We start from the raw sequence: 17,670 nt of genomic DNA, 5'->3' as shown, positions 1-17,670 counted from the left end.
TTATACTTCGACTTGACGACCAACTTTGTCTTCAACAGAGTTAGCTTCTTGTTCAAAGTGGTAACGGCCAGTCTTCAGACTACTTGGACCCTTACGTGCGAATTTCAACATTAGGTAAACTTCTGCAATTAGGAACACTGTGTACAGTGCAATAATTGCGAATAGGGATGTCCACAGTTGCTCAATCGTTAGAGCAGAGGCTGCAACATGCGTTGGCAGAATTTCACCAACTGCCCATGGTTGACGGCCAAACTCAGCGACAAACCAACCCGCTTCGATTGCAATCCACGGTAATGGGATAGCAAATAGCGCGGCTTTAAGAACCCATGGTTTTTGTTCGATCTTCTGACGACAGGTTTGTACAAACGCAGCACCAAAGATGAATAGCATGATGAAACCACACGCAACCATGATACGGAACGACCAGAATAGAGGCCAAACCGTCGGGATTGAGTCGTCAGCAGCAGCTTGAATTTGTTCTTCAGTCGCGTCTACCACGTTCTCAGTGTAACGCTTAAGAAGCAGGCCATAACCTAGATCGCCCTTCACTTCATCGAACGCCGCTTTGTTTTCTTCTGAACGGTCGCCCGCACGAAGTTTTTCAAGAAGCTCGTACGCGTACATACCTGTGCGGATACGCTCTACGTGGTCATCACGTAGGTCACGTAGACCTGTTACTTCTTTATCAATCGAACGCGTTGCAATAATACCCATTACGTAAGGGATCTTAATCGCATAATCCGTGTGCATCGTTTCTTGGTTTGGAACACCAAACACAGTAAATGCCGCAGGCGCTTCTTCAGTGTGCCACTCAGCTTCTACAGCCGCTAGCTTCACTTTCTGAACTTCACCTAACTCATAACCAGACTCATCACCTAGTACGATTACAGATAAGATTGCCGCCATACCGAAAGATGCTGCGATAGCAAATGAACGACGAGCGAACGCCAGATCACGACCTTTCAGGATGTAGTAAGAACTGATACCAAGAACAAACATCGCACCCGTTGTATAACCAGACGCTACTGTGTGTACAAATTTAACTTGAGCCACAGGGTTTAGTACAACTTCTGCGAAGCTCACCATTTCCATACGCATGGTTTCGAAATTGAATTCCGCACCCACTGGGTTTTGCATCCAGCCGTTCGCGACAAGAATCCAAAGCGCAGAGAAGTTAGAACCTAACGCTACTAACCAAGTAACACATAAGTGCTGACGCTTAGATAATCTATCCCAGCCAAAGAAGAAAAGGCCTACAAAGGTGGATTCTAGGAAGAATGCTACAAGCGCTTCGATGGCTAAAGGAGCCCCGAAAATGTCGCCAACGTAGTGAGAATAGTAGGACCAGTTAGTACCAAACTGGAATTCCATGGTAAGGCCGGTAGCCACACCAAGAGCGAAGTTAATACCAAAAAGCTTACCCCAGAACTTTGTCATGTCCTTGTAGATTTGCTTATCGGTCATTACATAAAGAGACTCCATGATGGCAAGAAGAAACGCCATACCTAAAGTCAATGGAACGAACAAGAAGTGATACATCGCAGTCAATGCAAATTGCAATCGCGACAGATCAACAACATCAATCATGGTAACTCCTTTGTGCCGGCTGAATGACACTATTGTGTATTTTTGCCGCCAAAGTCGATTGTTACACAACAGAACGAGTTGTTATCTTAAATCGAAATCTTGTAGCAAAAATGTACCGTTATAGTTAGATTATTGTTAAGCATGAGCTAATATAGCTGGAGCTAATATTACTGGTAAAATCAGTATGTTTCAAAAGATTTATAGGAAATTACTGCGTTGATTTGTATCAATTTACACGCGTCTAATTAGGAGTATTTTTGTACAATTATGAGCAAAATCACCCCTATTTTAACTTCCCTTATAACACCCGTTGATATAGGCGACAACTCGTTGTCACGTACATAACATAACCATCACTGCACACCACAAAAAGTTAACAAGGCTTGTAGGATTTTGTTTCAATTTCAAAGCTAATTTCGACAAACAAAATCAAAGTTTTCAGTTTTGAAAGTTGAAAATAATTATCATTATCGAGATATTAAGCCGATATAAAAAAGCCTAGTTACATATAACTAGGCTATTTAACGATCATTTATCAATATTACTTATCAATTCCAAAGTGAAGATAAGCTCTATCAGTCGCAATTCTCCCTCTTGGGGTACGTTGCAAATATCCTTGTTGAATCAAGTATGGTTCAAGAACATCTTCAATGGTGTCTTTTTCTTCACCGATTGCAGCAGCCATGTTATCTAACCCCACTGGGCCACCGCCAAACTTCTCCATAATCGCAAGAAGAAGCTTTCTATCCATGTAATCGAAACCTTCTGCATCAACATCTAACATATTGAGAGCCTTGTCTGCGACATCAGCACAAATATGGCCATTACCTTTCACTTCAGCAAAGTCTCGGACACGGCGTAGTAGACGGTTCGCTATACGAGGGGTACCACGGGCACGACGCGCCACTTCTAGTGCACCTTCCGACTCCATAGACAGATTTAAACAATCAGCACTACGCTGAACGATATGCTGTAGATCGGGGATTTTGTAGTACTCAAGCCTTTGAGTAATACCGAAACGATCGCGCAGCGGAGAAGTGAGCGAACCTGCACGAGTCGTTGCACCAATCAAAGTAAACGGAGGCAAATCAATTTTAATCGAACGAGCCGCCGGGCCTTCACCTATCATGATATCGAGCTGATAATCTTCCATCGCTGGGTAAAGCACCTCTTCTACCACTGGGCTTAAGCGGTGAATCTCATCAATGAAAAGCACATCGTTTTCTTCTAGGTTAGTCAACAAAGCAGCCAAGTCGCCTGCTTTCTCTAAAACCGGGCCTGACGTAGTACGAATATTCACATCCATTTCATTGGCTACAATATTCGCTAACGTCGTTTTACCTAAACCAGGAGGGCCGAAGATCAGCAAATGGTCGAGCGCTTCATTACGTAATTGAGCTGCTTTAATGAAGATTTCCATCTGGTCTCGCACATGGTCTTGACCACGATAGTCCGCTAATTTTTTTGGACGTATTGCACGATCAATGACATCTTCATCTTTGAATACTGGGTTATCTGGGGCTATCAGTCGATCAGCTTCAATCATATATCTGTTCTTTCCTAGCCTTTACCATTAAGGAAAAGGACTTAATTCAACTTACATAAGGTTTTTACAATGATGACAATTATACCATCGACTTCAATGCTTCTCTGATCAGCTGTTCGCTTGTCATGTCCGCTTTCGCTACTTGTGAAACGACTTTCGATGCTTGAGTTGGCTTATAGCCTAGCGCCAGCAGTGCAGATACCGCTTCTTCTTCAGCGTTTTCTGCTATTGGTGCGGAATCAATTGGTGCTGCATCAGTCGCAGGCGTGAATAAGTCTCCTGTCCCCCAACCTTTCAGGCGGTCTTTCATTTCAACAACCAATCGCTCTGCGGTTTTCTTGCCTACACCTGGTAATTTCACAAGAGTCGACACATCTTCGCGCTCAACACTAGTAACGAACTGACTGGCTGTCATGCCCGATAGAATGCCTAAACCAAGTTTAGGGCCCACGCCGTTGGCTTTGATCACTTCACGGAACAACGCGCGCTCTTTAACGGTATTAAAACCATAAAGTAGTTGAGCATCTTCACGCACAACAAAGTGAGTATAGATAATGGCTTCTTCACCGACATTTGGTAGCTCATAAAAACAGCTCATTGGCATTTGTACTTCATAGCCAACCCCACTGACTTCAATCAATAATTCTGGGGGCTGTTTTTCAATTAATGTACCGCGAAGACGTCCAATCACAATTCACTCTCTTGGTGGAATATTATTTGGGAGACAGAATATAAAAGAACTGGATGCTTATCCAGTTCTTTGTTGATTGTGGAAGGAATAAGTTAGGATTGCTTGGCTTGCGAAACGACGTGATTCAAGCTCTCGACCAGTTCTTTGACCGATTCCACTTGACCACTTAGCTCTGAACCATAGTTGGCAACGAGACCTGATACAGATTTGGTCTCCACGACACTACGCGCGACATCGCTACTTGCTAGATCCAATTCTTTAAGGGAACCCATTTGAAGCGCCATGATGTCGGTTAGGTGATTCACATCAGAAGATATTGTCTGAACTTCTTCAATTATGTTGTTCATCTCAACGCCACTGGTTTCGATGATTTTACGCCCCTGTTCAACTTCCTGTTCGCTACGATCTAACAAACTGCGAATCTCGATGGCTGAATGGCTACTCTTCGCCGATAGTTCTCTCACCTGATCGGCAACAACCGCAAAACCTCTGCCTTGCTCTCCCGCACGTGCGGCCTCAATCGCTGCATTCAAAGCCAGCAAGTTAGTTTGTTCGGCAACAGACGTAATCAAGTCCGCCACTTTAACGATCTCTTGATTACTTTCGATGATTTTGCCAATTGCCCTTGTAGAAGCGAGTAGCGATTCTGAGCTCTTTTTGGCCTGCTCACCAACGGCTTCGCTACGATTTTTCAGTTCGGTAACAAAAGAGTTCGATTCTGCGACACCTTCCGTCATTTGGTGGAGTTGCTGGCTCATTTGCTCAGCTGCGCTGGCCTGTGACTCACAGTTCATGTTCAACGCTTCAACCTGAGAGTGCAAATCATGGGACTGCTTATCTAAGTGGACCGATACCCCCTGTAAGCTTTGTGAATTGGAGTTTGCTTGATCCAGTACTGCCGACAACTGTTTTTCACCGTGCATCGCTTTGTCAGCCACTTCACGACTTGCCAACGTCGCTTTTTCCGCCACTTGTATCGCAACTTCTTTTTGCTTGGCAGTGAATGCCTGCGCAATACAGATCACCACCAGCGGCATCACAACGCCAGACCATGTTTCGACTTTCACAGCCGAAGCAGATAAAACAAGCTGAGGAAATTGAAAACCATCAAGGTGGGCGTAAGTCATGCCAATCGACGCCGCAATCACAACACTGCTCCACGTAAGTGCAATGACGCGAGTCCCTGACAAAAAGAAAGCAACAATGAGGAGTGGTACCCAATAAGCTTGAGTAGAACTAACAACGCCGCCACTCTGATAAATGATATTAAGCGCATGGACGGCCATTCCGACGAAACCAAAATTGAGTGCGAGTAACGGTGAGCGAGTCATTCTAAGAAGCAGAGCAGAAAGAAGTTCAAAGATGATCAGGAAAATGGAGGTCGCGATTAACGTTTCTTCACCATTCTTTGTCCATTTGATTAGGCTATAAAGACCGACACAAAGCGCAATAAAAGTGAAAAGTAAAAGTATGTCGGCTTGCCTAGTTTCATTGCTTCCCCACTGATTCGATTTAGGGAGAAACATTGAGCGCCACAACGCAATTGGGTTCATCTGAGATCATCCTTGATTAACTTGTAAGACCTCCGACCAATGTTATTTATTTGTTAAATCTCGCGCAATAACCTTGTTCTATATCTGCTTATAGGATCTCATTTCATTTATCAATTTATCGGTAAGATCTAACGATAGCGCCCTTTCTTAGCACTGGTTGCTTTGCCAGCAAGCGCTACTAATGTCTTATTGGTATTAGCATGAGTAATTGCGACACCTAACGCATCGGCCGCATCAGCTTGTGGTTTCGCTGGTAACTTCAGCATGCTCATTACCATATTTTGAACCATAGTCTTATCCGCACCGCCATTGCCCGTTACTGCCTGCTTAATTAACCTTGCTGCGTACTCATGAACTGGAAGATCAGCGTTTACAGCGGCCACAATTGCGCTACCGCGAGCCTGACCTAGCTTAAGTGCCGAATCCGCATTCTTGGCCATGAACACTTGCTCAATCGCAAACACATCAGGTTGGAACTGAGTAATAATTTCACTCACACCGGCGTAAATTTGTTTGAGCCGCCCAGGCAGTTCCTTTTCGGATGTACGAATACAACCACTCCCTAAATAATGTAAGTGGCGACCTTGCTGACGAATCACTCCGTAGCCTGTAATGCGAGAACCGGGATCGATTCCTAAAATGATGGACATGAAAAACTCTTTGTTATGACTTGCTCAGTACAAACTGCGCGACCTTTATTTTATTTAACCGTAGAAATAACAAAGCGCCAATTGAAATCATCAATTAGCGCTTTATCTATTTCAAATAACTAACGATGGTCGTTAATTACTCTTCGTCTTTCTTCGCCGCTTTAACAGCAATTGCAAGCTCTTCTAGTGAAGCTGGGTTCGCTAGGCTTGGAGCGTCTGTCAGTAGACATGCTGCAGCTGTTGTTTTCGGGAATGCGATAACGTCACGGATGTTCTCAGTACCACAAAGTAGCATTGCTAGACGATCAAGACCGAATGCCAAACCGGCGTGTGGTGGAGTACCGTATTGAAGAGCATCTAGTAGGAAGCCGAACTTCTCTTGTTGCTCTTTCTCTTCGATACCTAGGATACCGAATACCGCTGTTTGCATGTCTGCGTTGTGGATACGTACAGAACCACCACCCACTTCGTAGCCGTTGATAACCATGTCGTAAGCATCAGAGTTTGCTGCTGCAGGGTTCGCTTTTAGCTCTTCCGCAGTCACACCTAGTGGCGATGTGAATGGGTGATGCATTGCGTGTAGGTTACCTTCGCCGTCTTCTTCAAACATTGGGAAGTCAACAACCCACAGTGGAGCCCATGCAGAGGTATCTGTTAGTTCTAGGTCTGTACCTAGTTTAAGACGAAGTGCGCCCATTGCTTCAGCAACGATGCCCGCTTTGTCTGCGCCGAACAAAATGATGTCACCAGATTCAGCTTGTGTACGGTCAAGAATACCGTTGATTACGTCTTCGCTTAGGAATTTAGCCACTGGAGATTGGATACCTTCCATGCCTGCTGCACGGTCGTTAACCTTCATCCATGCAAGACCTTTCGCACCGTAAATACCTACGTACTCACCGTAAGTATCGATTTGCTTACGAGTCAGCTTAGCGCCGCCTGGTACACGGATAACCGCTACACGACCTTTTTCGTCGTTAGCTGGACCAGAGAATACTTTGAACTCAACGTCTTTAACTAGGTCAGCAACGTCTACAAGCTCTAGTGGGTTACGAAGATCTGGCTTATCAGAACCGAAACGACGAATCGCTTCAGAGAAAGGCATTACTGGGAACTGACCCAGTTCAACATCTAGAAGCTCTTTCCACATATCGTGAACTAGCTTCTCAGTGATGTCGCGTACTTCTTGAGAAGACATGAACGATGTTTCGATATCGATTTGAGTAAATTCAGGCTGACGGTCAGCACGTAAATCTTCATCGCGGAAACATTTAACGATTTGGTAGTAACGGTCAAAACCAGACATCATCAGCAGTTGCTTGAACAGCTGAGGAGATTGAGGAAGTGCGTAGAAGCTACCTTTGTGAACACGGCTTGGTACTAGGTAATCACGAGCGCCTTCTGGTGTCGCTTTAGTTAGTACTGGTGTTTCGATGTCTAGGAACAGGTTCTCATCTAGGAAACGACGAACGAAGCTAGAAGCACGTGCACGAAGCTTGATGCGATCGCTCATTTCTGGACGACGAAGATCGATGTAACGGTACTTTAGACGCTGCTCTTCAGAGTTCGTCTGGTTGAAATCTAACGGTAGCGCGTCAGAGCGGTTGATGATTTCAAGGCCAGTTGCAAGTAGCTCAACTTCACCCGTTGCCATGTCTTTATTTACTTGGCTATCAGGACGAACACGGACTTCACCAGTAAACTTAATGCAGAATTCATTACGCAGTTGGCTAGCGACTTCAAAGATATCTTTCATATCTGGGTCAACAACTACCTGAACAATGCCTTCACGATCACGCATATCAATAAAGATAAGACCGCCTAAATCACGGCGACGGTTAACCCAGCCGCACAATTCTACAGTTTGTCCCGCCAGGGACTTGTTCAGGTTACCACAGTAATGGGTACGCATAATGAATTTCCCAATCTCTTAATAATTTACTAATTTCCAAGCTGTAGGTGATAAATTCTAACCTACAGAGCAAAGGAATATTTATACGCGGAAACTCGCTTAAAATCGACCTTCCGCACTCGAATTTATTGTGTTTTATCTGGCTTTGCTGCTTTTTAGCGCATCAAACGTGCAAATATTCAGCAAAACCGAAAAAATTGCGATAATTATATCTCGAAAGTACCTTAATCGGCAAAAGTCTCGTACAGTACTTTTTCGTTTGATAGTTGGAATGAACTTTAGGGGATTCATGCACAGTTTACCTTTACGCCTTGGCTTAACTATGTGGTCACATTCTGAGTGGCAATCTCAATTTTACGGTAAGGGAACCAAACCTGCCGAGCGCCTTGAAAAATATGCATCGGTTTTTCATTGTGTGGAAGGGAATACTACCTTCTACGCTACGCCGTCCATTAATACTGTTCAAAATTGGCGTAGCGCGACTCATGACAACTTCCACTTCACCTTCAAGTTGCCAAAGTTCATTACTCACCAGCAGCAATTACGTCATTGCCAAGCTGAACTCAATGATTTCCTTAATATAATGTCGCCACTGCATTCACGTATTGGCCAATGGACAATCCAGCTTCCACACCAATTTGAGCCACAATCACTGGATACCCTTAAAAAGTTTTGTGCATTATTTCCCAAAGAGATGAAGCTTGGAGTAGAAGTACGACATTTAGGTTTCTTTGACAAAAGTGATGCCGAAAAGCGTTTCAATCATTGGTTGATTGAAAACGATATCAACCGAATCATTATGGACAGTCGGCCTGTGTTTTCTGCTCCGCCCACAACCGAAGCTGTGATTGACGCACATCAGAAAAAACCAAGAGTCCCAGTTCATGCAATTGCAACAGCTAATAATCCTATGATTCGCTTTATCGGGCATCCGGACCAAGACGCGAACTTAACCTTTTTCGAACCTTGGCTAGCTAAATTGCCTTTGTGGATTGAACAAGGTAAACAGCCATATGTGATGATTCACACACCAGATAATGTTGAAGCACCTCAGCTGGCTTCGCGCCTTTATAAAGAGTTAGCCAACAGAATTACGCTTCCTGCTTTAGCGGATTTCCCCGCAGGCCATGGTGACAGCCAAATCTCTATGTTCTAACACGCAAGTACCCGTGAGTCGTGGCTTCTGAAAGATCGGTTACGTTGGCTTAGATGATTTAGTGACATGGACCCGATAATTACGTAAAATACGCCCCCTTTTATGGGTCTGGTGTTGACCAACCCAATTGCTTACAGCCATGAGAGAACATTATGGGCAACAAAGACACTATCTTTTCCGCTCCAATCGATAAGATCGGTGATTTCACCTTTGATGAACGCGTTGCGGAAGTTTTTCCAGACATGATTCAGCGCTCAGTTCCTGGTTATAGCAACATCATTTCCGCGATTGGGATGCTCGCTGAGCGTTTCGTAAAACCGCACTCTAATATTTATGATTTGGGCTGCTCACTAGGCGCGGCAACGCTTTCTATGCGTCGTCATATTCAACAAGAAGGTTGCACCATCTTCGCTGTAGACAATTCCGCCGCGATGGTAGAACGATGTAAGTTACACGTGAACGCCTATCGTTCTGACACTCCGGTAGAAGTCATTGAAGCGGATATCCGAGAAATTGAGATCAAAGACGCTTCGGTAGTCGTACTCAATTTCACGCTGCAGTTCCTCTCTCCTGACGACCGCTACGCTTTACTAGAAAAAATCCATGCAGGCTTACGCCCAGGCGGTATTTTGATTTTGTCAGAGAAATACGTGTTCGATGACGAAAACGCAAATGAACTGCTGATCGATTTGCACCACGACTTTAAACGAGCCAATGGTTACAGCGAATTAGAGGTTAGTCAGAAACGTAGCGCTATCGAAAACGTCATGCGACCAGACTCCATTCAAATGCACAAAGAGCGCTTTAACAAAATCGGCTTTTCTAGTAGCGAAGTTTGGTTCCAGTGCTTTAATTTTGGCTCCATGTTCGCCGTAAAATAAGCTCTAAGCTCTAAGCTCTAAGCTCTAAGCTCTAAGCTCTATAATAATTTTTCACTTAACAGTTAAGATATTCCATGTTCAATTTTGCTAATTTTTATCAATTAATTGCCCAAGATACTCGCTTGCAGCCTTGGCTCAATATTCTTCCTCAGCAGCTGACTGATTGGCAAAATGCAGAGCATGGTGATTTCGACCGCTGGTTGCGTGCGTTAAACAAGATCCCACAAGGTTCTCCAGATCAGGTTGATCTTAAAAATTCAGTCACACTGACTAACGACACTCCATTCCATAGCGGTGAACTGAAGAAGTTAGAGAACCTACTTAAAACTTTCCACCCATGGCGTAAAGGCCCTTATACCGTCCACGGTATTCATATTGATACAGAATGGCGCAGTGATTGGAAATGGGACCGTGTGCTTCCGCACATCACCCCGCTGAAAAACCGTTCAGTATTAGATGTGGGCTGTGGCAATGGCTACCACATGTGGCGCATGTTGGGCGAAGGCGCGCGCTTGTGTGTAGGGATAGATCCTTCTCACTTATTCCTAATTCAATTTGAAGCGATTCGTAAACTAATGGGCGATGATCAACGTGCGCACCTTCTACCATTAGGTATCGAACAACTTCCAAAGTTAGAAGCTTATGACACGGTATTTAGCATGGGTGTCTTGTACCACCGCCGTTCACCACTGGATCACCTCATTCAGCTTAAAGATCAACTCGTCTCGGGTGGTGAGCTCGTGCTCGAAACTTTGGTGATAGAAGGTGATGAAAATGCAGTGCTGGTCCCAGTTGACCGTTATGCGCAAATGCGAAATGTATACTTCTTCCCTTCTGCCCGAGCTTTAAAACGTTGGTTGGAACAGGTTGGCTTTGAGAAAGTTCGAATTGTCGATGAAAATGTAACGACTATTGGTGAGCAAAGAACGACTGAGTGGATGACACACAACTCTTTACCGGACTACTTAGACCCAAATGACCCAAGCAAAACCGTTGAAGGTCATCCTGCTCCACGACGTGCAGTTTTGGTGGCAAATAAACCATAATTGACATGAATTTAACGATCATATTCCAGTATGACAAGACGTTTACATAAGGATGCTTCACGCATCCTTTTTTGTACGCTAAACTCTTGGATAGTCAGTAGTAATCCATCACAAATAAGGTTTTTTATGTACAAACGCTTTGCTCCAATAATCGTTATTGGTCTACTTTCCGGATGTACTCTCAACAATGGTGCTCAATACCACCAGCAAACTCTTAAAGCCATTCAAGATTCAGAAACAAACATTGCCAATCACGTGAAAAACCTAGAGCTTCAGCTTAGTAATCAGAGCGATTATATTGAAAGCTTGGAAACCGAAGTGATTGCGCTAAGTGAACAAATGGATGTTCATTTAAGTGAATTTGAAAAGCAAGAAATCCAAAACGAAGATGAGCCAGTGGCGAAAGCGGTTACCCTACCCGCACCTATCCCACAAGAGCGTGCAACTATCCTTGGCGCTGTAGAAAAAGTAAGTATTGATTCCATCAATCAAAGCTTCGACGCACGTGTTGATACAGGTGCAACTACGTCTTCTTTGAATGCAATTGATATCGAAGAGTTCGAAAGAAACGGCAGCAACTGGGTCAAATTCCATTTAGCGGATCACTCAAAAGACACTGCAGATCAAAAATGGATTGAAGCACCTGTGGTTCGTTACGTGAAAATTCGCCAGTCTACCAGCGACGAGACTGAGAGACGCGCAGTGATAGAATTGTGGGTTAAGGTCGGAAAAATCCATGAAAAAGCGCAATTTACGTTGGCAGATCGCTCTCAAATGAGTCACCCTGTATTACTAGGGCGAGAATTCATCAAAGATATCGCACTAGTGGACGTTAGTAAGAAATACGTTCAAACGGAAGATAAATAAAATAGTAGGGTAAGCTATGACGTCACGAATTCCTTTTTACATTTCTATTGCGCTATTAATCGTAGCGGGTATTACGCTGAGTATTTTTCGGCATACCACTTACGGTGTGCCTTGGACTCCGGGTGAAACTCGCCAAGTATGGGATATTGAAGCCCGAGTTGAATTCAATGCAACAGGCAAAGAAGCGAAAGTTTCGCTTGCCGCGCCACACACTCAAACCAATTACACTTTGATCGGTGAGTCAGCCTCTTCTCCAGGTTACGGTATTTCTTACGTGAATACTGATGCTGGTCGCCGTGCTGAGTGGTCTATTCGTTATGCTGACGGTCCTCAAACCATTTACTACAAAACCCAATTTCTTGTAGATGACCAAGCTAAAGTAGAAGCCAAAGCCCCTGAAGGTGACGTTGAAAAACCAACATTCAACGGCCCAGAAGAAGCCGCAGCTATCGCACTCATTGACCGAGCGACCAAGCGTTCAGCAGATAACCTCACTTTTACACGTGAGCTAATCAAAACGCTCAACGATCCTGACAGCCAAAACGCGGCTTTGCTTCTTAACAATATGAGCAAAGTAACCGCGGCACATAAGCTTCTTTCTTTTGCCGACATTCAAAACAAACTGGTTGGTGTTATTGAGCTAGAAGATGGTCGTCGTCGTCAAAGCATTCAAAACATGATTCAAGTTTGGGACTCTGAGCAATGGGTACTTTTCTCTCCAGAGTCTAGCCAACAGCAATCTCAAGCCAACCTTCTGATTTGGGACGAATCAAACGTTTCATTGCTTGATGTGATCGGTGGTCAAAACAGTAAAGTGCATTTCTCTATGATTGCGCAGGAAGTTTCTCCAACAGAAGCGACCAATAGTAAGGTATCTGCTGACCAACTGCTTAACTTGTCTATCCATAGTTTGCCGTTAGAAGAGCAAGCTATGTTTAAGACCATCATGCTGATCCCAATTGGCGCGCTGATCGTAGTATTCCTACGTGTCATCATTGGTCTTAAGACTTCCGGTACGTTCATGCCTGTTCTTATCGCTGTAGCGTTTGTACAGACTCAGCTAGTCACTGGTATCGTAGGTTTCCTACTTATTGTGGGTACAGGCCTAATCATCCGTAGCTACCTCTCCAAGCTCAACTTACTGCTCGTCGCCCGGATATCCGCGGTAATCATCACAGTAATTATGATTATCTCGGTATTTACGGTTGTAGCATTCAAGATCGGTCTGACTGAAGGTCTATCCATTACCTTCTTCCCAATGATCATCCTGTCTTGGACAATTGAACGTATGTCTATTCTATGGGAAGAAGAAGGCGCTAAAGAAGTAATGCTTCAAGGTGGTGGCTCTCTATTCACGGCAATCCTTGTTTACTTAGGCATGACTAACCCGTTCATTCAGCACCTAACGTTTAACTTTATCGGTCTACAACTGGTGATTCTAGCGACTATCCTATTGCTAGGTAATTACACAGGTTACCGCTTAACTGAGCTTCGTCGCTTTAAGCCATTAGCGGAGGATTAAGTTATGTTTGATAAGCTAACCTCGCCGTTCAAGCTACGTGATAAAGGCATCATGGGCATGAATAAGCGTAACCACAGCTACATTGGTCGATATAATGATCGTTCAAAGTACCCATTGGTGGATGACAAGCTAAAAACTAAAATCATAGCTGAACAAGCAGGTGCTACTGTACCTAAGCTTATCGGTGTGATTGGACACCAAGCTGAAGTGAAAAGCATCCATAAGATGGTAAAAAACTGGCCTGGGTTCGTGATAAAGCCCGCTCAAGGCAGTGGTGGTAAAGGCATCTTAGTGGTTGTTTCACACAAAGATGGCGTATATACCAAACCATCAGGCTCTACAATCAATGAAGAAGATGTAGAACGTCATATCAGTAACGCGCTTGCAGGCCTATTCTCGTTAGGTGGTAAAAACGACGTAGCAGTAGTAGAAAACCTGATTAAGTTCGATAGCTGTTTTGATGGCTTTAGTTACGAAGGCGTACCTGATGTACGTATTATCGTATTCAAAGGCTACCCCGTGATGGCAATGATGCGTTTATCGACTTCAGCCTCAGATGGTAAAGCAAACTTACACCAAGGTGCGGTTGGAGTAGGCATTGATATCGCTACCGGTAAAGCGGTACGTGCGGTACAGTTCGATCAACCTATCACTCACCACCCAGATACCGATAAAGAGCTTGCTTTGCTTCAAGTCCCTCATTGGGAAAAATTGCTAACGCTTGCTTCAAGCGCTTGGGAAATGACAGGTCTTGGCTACATGGGTACCGATATGGTACTTGACCAAGAAGAAGGCCCTATGGTGTTAGAACTTAACGCTCGTCCTGGTCTTGCAATCCAGATCGCCAACGGCTGTGGATTGTTACCAAGACTGCACCACATCGAAAGCTTGGGAATGCCAGCAGAATATCCAAAACCTGCTGAACGCGTCGCTTACGCTGCAAAGCAATTTGGTGTTGATGCCTAGCTTAATTGAGTAACGAAAAAAGCCCTGTATGTACAGGGCTTTTTTATTATCTATCGATAATCATTTTACAGCTTGAGTAGCACTTTAACGCTTCCATCCACCATGCTTTCATCAACATAACCAATGACATTCGCTCCAGAGGCGACTTGTGCTTTTACATCGCTTTGGCTGGCCTCCGGTGGCGGTGTCCCCTTCCCTGTGAACAGCTTCTTCGACCAATACGCTTCTAATTGAGAAAGCGATTTTTTTGTCGCGGCATTGTGAAAGTCAGCCTTAAGCGGATCGGAAGCCGGAAGCTCTAGCAATGAAAAATCACCACCATTGAACTTACTTTTCTTACCTAAGTAAATTTTCTTCACGTCAGATGCCGATAAACCATCAGGCAATGAAGGTGAACCTATAACCACTGGGGCAGCAACTGCATTTAATGACAACAACATTCCGAATGCAGCAGTAACGAATCCTTTCATAATTCTCTCCTTAGAATGTCGCGTCGACTTTAATGGTATAAACAAAAGTATCTTCTTCGCCGTTAAGCTCAAGCGGAGTGGCTGCGCGATCTGCGTCAGACAGGTTATTTTCCGCATACGTTACGTCGCCTTTAAGCGCTAAGCCCGGTTGAATATCCCAACGCATACCAACGCTGTATGCATCTCTATCCATTGGCGCCGAAGCTTGGATGTAAGAAGCCCCTTGTGGAGAGTGTTCATCGTTATCTGTCGTTTTTGCTTTGGCATACATTACGTAAGGTGTTATATCACCAAACTGATAACCCAAGCTCACATAACCTGCCATGTTGTCAGAAAATACGCCGTCAATATCAGTTTTAGTGATTTCAGTTAATAGTTGATAGTTATGATTTTCATAACGTAGCCCTAAGCTTGCGAATTGAGCCTTGTCGCTAGTCGCTGGGATAGTTCCGCCTCCAAAAGCCGGAGGTAAAGTTTGTTCAGGCATTTCGATCGAAGCCTGAGTATAGCCCGCTCTTAAAGTAAGAATATCGTCTGTCCATGAAATTGAACCGCCAAGTAGCTTATCAACGTCGGTACCATTCACAACAATATCTTTTTTATTACCATAGAAGCCTTGCAGGGTGATATTCGACTCATCTAACTCGATATCGTAAGACGCATCAGCACCAGTGAATGAGTTGATGATTACCTTTCCGTAAACTTCTTCAGGCCCACGAACCCAAGGCATTGCATAAGTAACATCTAGGTAGTCTGAAAGCATAAACAGAGGCAGACGAAGCTTACCACCACGAACTTTCGCACCGTTGTCAAACTCATAGCCAAGATATGCCCAAGTCACTTCAGGCTCCCAATCTTCGCGATTCATATCGCCATCGGTATCTTGCGCGCTTGCAACAAGTTGAACCATAGCTTCAACGTTATCGTTTGGACGAAACGTGCCTTGAATGCCTAGCTTAGACTCTGATTCAAATTCAGCAGTATCAGTAGCCCCCGCATAGCCGGATTCATTATTTGCTTGGCTTACCCCTACACTGGCAAAGCCATTTACTGTCACTTCCTGAGCAATCACTGAGTTAACCGCCAGTGATGCCAATACCCCTATAGCAAGTTTTGAATACTTCATACAAAATCCATTTTTATGTTTGTTATTAATCAACGTTAAATTGGCGAGTTAAACCATGTAGCTCATTGGTTACACGCTCTATTTCTTCAGAAAGTTGGACTAGGTTTTGTACACTTTCTGTTGCTTGCGTAGCCGTCTGCTCAATGAGCATCAGGTTTCCGTCAATACTTTTCGAACTGATGTGCTGCTGCTCAGCAGCGGTTGCGATCTGGCCGTTTAAATCTGTCATTACTTCAACCTTGGAAGTAATAGACTCTAAAACGCTCACCACCTGAGTCGATTCACTTACCCCAACATGCGCCTTTTCAACACCCGCATTCATCGCCTTAGAAGCACTCTCAGAAATCTTGTTAAGTTCGCTTAGCATGCTGCGAATATCGGAGGTGGACTCTTGAGTTCTCGACGCTAACTGGCGAACTTCATCGGCAACGACAGCAAACCCGCGGCCTTGCTCTCCCGCTCTTGCGGCTTCTATTGCTGCGTTTAGTGCAAGTAAGTTAGTTTGCTCGGCGATTTCACCTATGGTGTTTACAGCGCCGCCAACCTTATTCGAGAACGACACCAACTCTTCTACCACCAACGCGGAGTGTTCAACCTCGTTGGCTAATGCTGTGATTGACGCAATAGTGTTCTCGATGTTTTCTTGGCTTGAAGTGGCACTTTGGTTCGCTAGCGACGCTTCTTTTGATGCATCTGTTGCGCTCGCTGAAATGGTGTTCACACCCAAAATCAGCTCAGAGATATCACCGGTAGTGTCAGACAGGATTTGCTGTTGGCTCATGATCACTTGGCGGTTTTCGTCGCTAAATGAAGTTAGCCTTTCTGCAATGCCAACCAGGTTTGAAACGTTTTTAGATGTCGAAATCATGGTGGTTTCAAGCCTTGCGACAAACATATTGAATTGCTCAACTAAGCTCGCTAAGTCGCCTTTACCATCAAATTCGATACGAGTTGAAAGATCACCTTCACCTGAAGCAAAGCTACGTAAAGATTCAGTCACCGCCACGATATTTTTTGTCATACGTGAAGCGTTAATTAACGCGTATACTGCGCATAGCATCAGTACTGATAGCCCAATAATGTTGAACCAAACAAATCTGAAATACTGCCTATCGGAGAATTGCTCTGACTGTGCGATAAGTTGACGTAAATTGTCGGCCTGAGTGACCTTTAACTGTTCAACTTTCTTAGATAGCTGCTCGAACGTTTTGGCGTTATTTGACGCTCGACTGCCAAGAACATTCATATCAACTTCACCTTCGATAAAGTCGTATACAATTGCTTGAGTGGTTTGGTTGTAAGTGTTTAAAGCCGCGGTCAGCTGAGTCACGGTGCTCAGTTGTTCATCGCTCACTTTCGTTTCAAGTTCAGCAAGCGCGGTTTGAATTTCACGGAATAGACCAGAAGCGATTTCTACGTTTTCCTCTTCAGATAACATGACAGCGTTATTCATCTGCTGATCATACTGAGAGAAAAGCCCGTTCACCTTTACCGCTAATTCCGATGCCGGGAACAAGTTAACTTGTACTTGATGAAAATCTTCCTTAGCGCGTTGCTCCATTTTCCCATAAAGCATGAATGTGCCGGCAAATAAGCCGAACACCAACACACTAAATATTGCCAAACGAGTTTTCATTATTAAAACACCATTCTGTTAATACACGCTAAACATACCTCCACAACAAACAGAATGCAAT

The 17,670-nt window shown here is 44.3% G+C and carries 15 protein-coding genes; 6 read left to right on the top strand and 9 right to left on the bottom strand.

Annotated elements, in window-relative coordinates:
* The 6 genes from cydA to aspS all read right to left on the bottom strand — a co-directional run bounded on the left by cydA (position 1) and on the right by aspS (position 7,939).
* Positions 1–1,587 (bottom strand): cytochrome ubiquinol oxidase subunit I, encoded by a 1,587-nt coding sequence (gene cydA / locus ELZ11_RS13095; protein WP_137357859.1) that lies wholly within the window; start codon positions 1,585–1,587, stop codon positions 1–3.
* A gap of 541 nt (positions 1,588–2,128) precedes the next feature.
* Complete coding sequence (gene ruvB / locus ELZ11_RS13090) at positions 2,129–3,133, bottom strand: Holliday junction branch migration DNA helicase RuvB (protein WP_137357858.1); 1,005 nt, start codon at positions 3,131–3,133, stop codon at positions 2,129–2,131.
* A gap of 79 nt (positions 3,134–3,212) precedes the next feature.
* The gene (gene ruvA, locus ELZ11_RS13085) at positions 3,213–3,824 is read right to left on the bottom strand and encodes a Holliday junction branch migration protein RuvA (RefSeq protein WP_137357857.1); all 612 of its coding nucleotides are present in this window, start codon (positions 3,822–3,824) and stop codon (positions 3,213–3,215) included.
* A 92-nt stretch (positions 3,825–3,916) separates the two neighbouring features.
* Positions 3,917–5,377, bottom strand: a complete 1,461-nt coding sequence (locus tag ELZ11_RS13080) for a methyl-accepting chemotaxis protein (protein ID WP_137357856.1) — start codon at positions 5,375–5,377, stop codon at positions 3,917–3,919.
* 128 nt (positions 5,378–5,505) lie between these two features.
* Positions 5,506–6,027, bottom strand: coding sequence for a crossover junction endodeoxyribonuclease RuvC (gene ruvC, locus ELZ11_RS13075; protein ID WP_137357855.1), 522 nt, complete (start codon positions 6,025–6,027; stop codon positions 5,506–5,508).
* A gap of 136 nt (positions 6,028–6,163) precedes the next feature.
* The gene (gene aspS / locus ELZ11_RS13070) at positions 6,164–7,939 is read right to left on the bottom strand and encodes an aspartate--tRNA ligase (protein WP_137357854.1); all 1,776 of its coding nucleotides are present in this window, start codon (positions 7,937–7,939) and stop codon (positions 6,164–6,166) included.
* A 289-nt stretch (positions 7,940–8,228) separates the two neighbouring features.
* Between aspS and ELZ11_RS13065 the strand changes: the two genes are divergently transcribed.
* The 6 genes from ELZ11_RS13065 to ELZ11_RS13040 all read left to right on the top strand — a co-directional run bounded on the left by ELZ11_RS13065 (position 8,229) and on the right by ELZ11_RS13040 (position 14,377).
* Positions 8,229–9,095 carry a DUF72 domain-containing protein gene (locus ELZ11_RS13065; RefSeq protein WP_137357853.1) on the top strand — a complete coding sequence of 289 codons (867 nt, stop codon included), beginning with the start codon at positions 8,229–8,231 and terminating at the stop codon, positions 9,093–9,095.
* A gap of 152 nt (positions 9,096–9,247) precedes the next feature.
* Entirely contained in the window at positions 9,248–9,976 is a 729-nt protein-coding gene (gene cmoA, locus ELZ11_RS13060) for a carboxy-S-adenosyl-L-methionine synthase CmoA (protein ID WP_137357852.1), read from the top strand.
* Positions 9,977–10,050: 74 nt separating this feature from the next.
* The gene (cmoB, locus tag ELZ11_RS13055; protein ID WP_137357851.1) at positions 10,051–11,022 is read left to right on the top strand and encodes a tRNA 5-methoxyuridine(34)/uridine 5-oxyacetic acid(34) synthase CmoB; all 972 of its coding nucleotides are present in this window, start codon (positions 10,051–10,053) and stop codon (positions 11,020–11,022) included.
* A gap of 126 nt (positions 11,023–11,148) precedes the next feature.
* The gene (locus ELZ11_RS13050; RefSeq protein ID WP_137357850.1) at positions 11,149–11,889 is read left to right on the top strand and encodes an ATP-dependent zinc protease family protein; all 741 of its coding nucleotides are present in this window, start codon (positions 11,149–11,151) and stop codon (positions 11,887–11,889) included.
* Between the two features lie 16 nt (positions 11,890–11,905).
* Positions 11,906–13,411 carry an inactive transglutaminase family protein gene (locus tag ELZ11_RS13045; protein ID WP_137357849.1) on the top strand — a complete coding sequence of 502 codons (1,506 nt, stop codon included), beginning with the start codon at positions 11,906–11,908 and terminating at the stop codon, positions 13,409–13,411.
* Between the two features lie 3 nt (positions 13,412–13,414).
* Positions 13,415–14,377: an alpha-L-glutamate ligase-like protein gene (locus ELZ11_RS13040; protein WP_137357848.1), complete on the top strand. Its 963-nt coding sequence runs from the start codon at positions 13,415–13,417 to the stop codon at positions 14,375–14,377.
* 65 nt (positions 14,378–14,442) lie between these two features.
* Here the strand turns inward: ELZ11_RS13040 and ELZ11_RS13035 are convergent, their stop codons facing one another.
* Genes ELZ11_RS13035 through ELZ11_RS13025 form a run of 3 tightly spaced genes read right to left on the bottom strand, consistent with a single transcriptional unit; the run spans position 14,443 to position 17,609 of the window.
* Positions 14,443–14,847 (bottom strand): hypothetical protein, encoded by a 405-nt coding sequence (locus tag ELZ11_RS13035; protein ID WP_137357847.1) that lies wholly within the window; start codon positions 14,845–14,847, stop codon positions 14,443–14,445.
* 10 nt (positions 14,848–14,857) lie between these two features.
* A complete protein-coding gene (locus ELZ11_RS13030) occupies positions 14,858–15,973 on the bottom strand; it encodes a porin (RefSeq protein ID WP_137357846.1) in 1,116 nt (371 codons plus the stop codon).
* A gap of 25 nt (positions 15,974–15,998) precedes the next feature.
* Positions 15,999–17,609: a methyl-accepting chemotaxis protein gene (locus ELZ11_RS13025; protein WP_137357845.1), complete on the bottom strand. Its 1,611-nt coding sequence runs from the start codon at positions 17,607–17,609 to the stop codon at positions 15,999–16,001.
* Positions 17,610–17,670 lie beyond the last annotated feature (61 nt).

The organism is Vibrio profundi (assembly GCF_005281835.1).
Taxonomy (GTDB): domain Bacteria; phylum Pseudomonadota; class Gammaproteobacteria; order Enterobacterales; family Vibrionaceae; genus Vibrio; species Vibrio profundi.
This window is presented reverse-complemented; position numbering and strand designations above follow the sequence as displayed.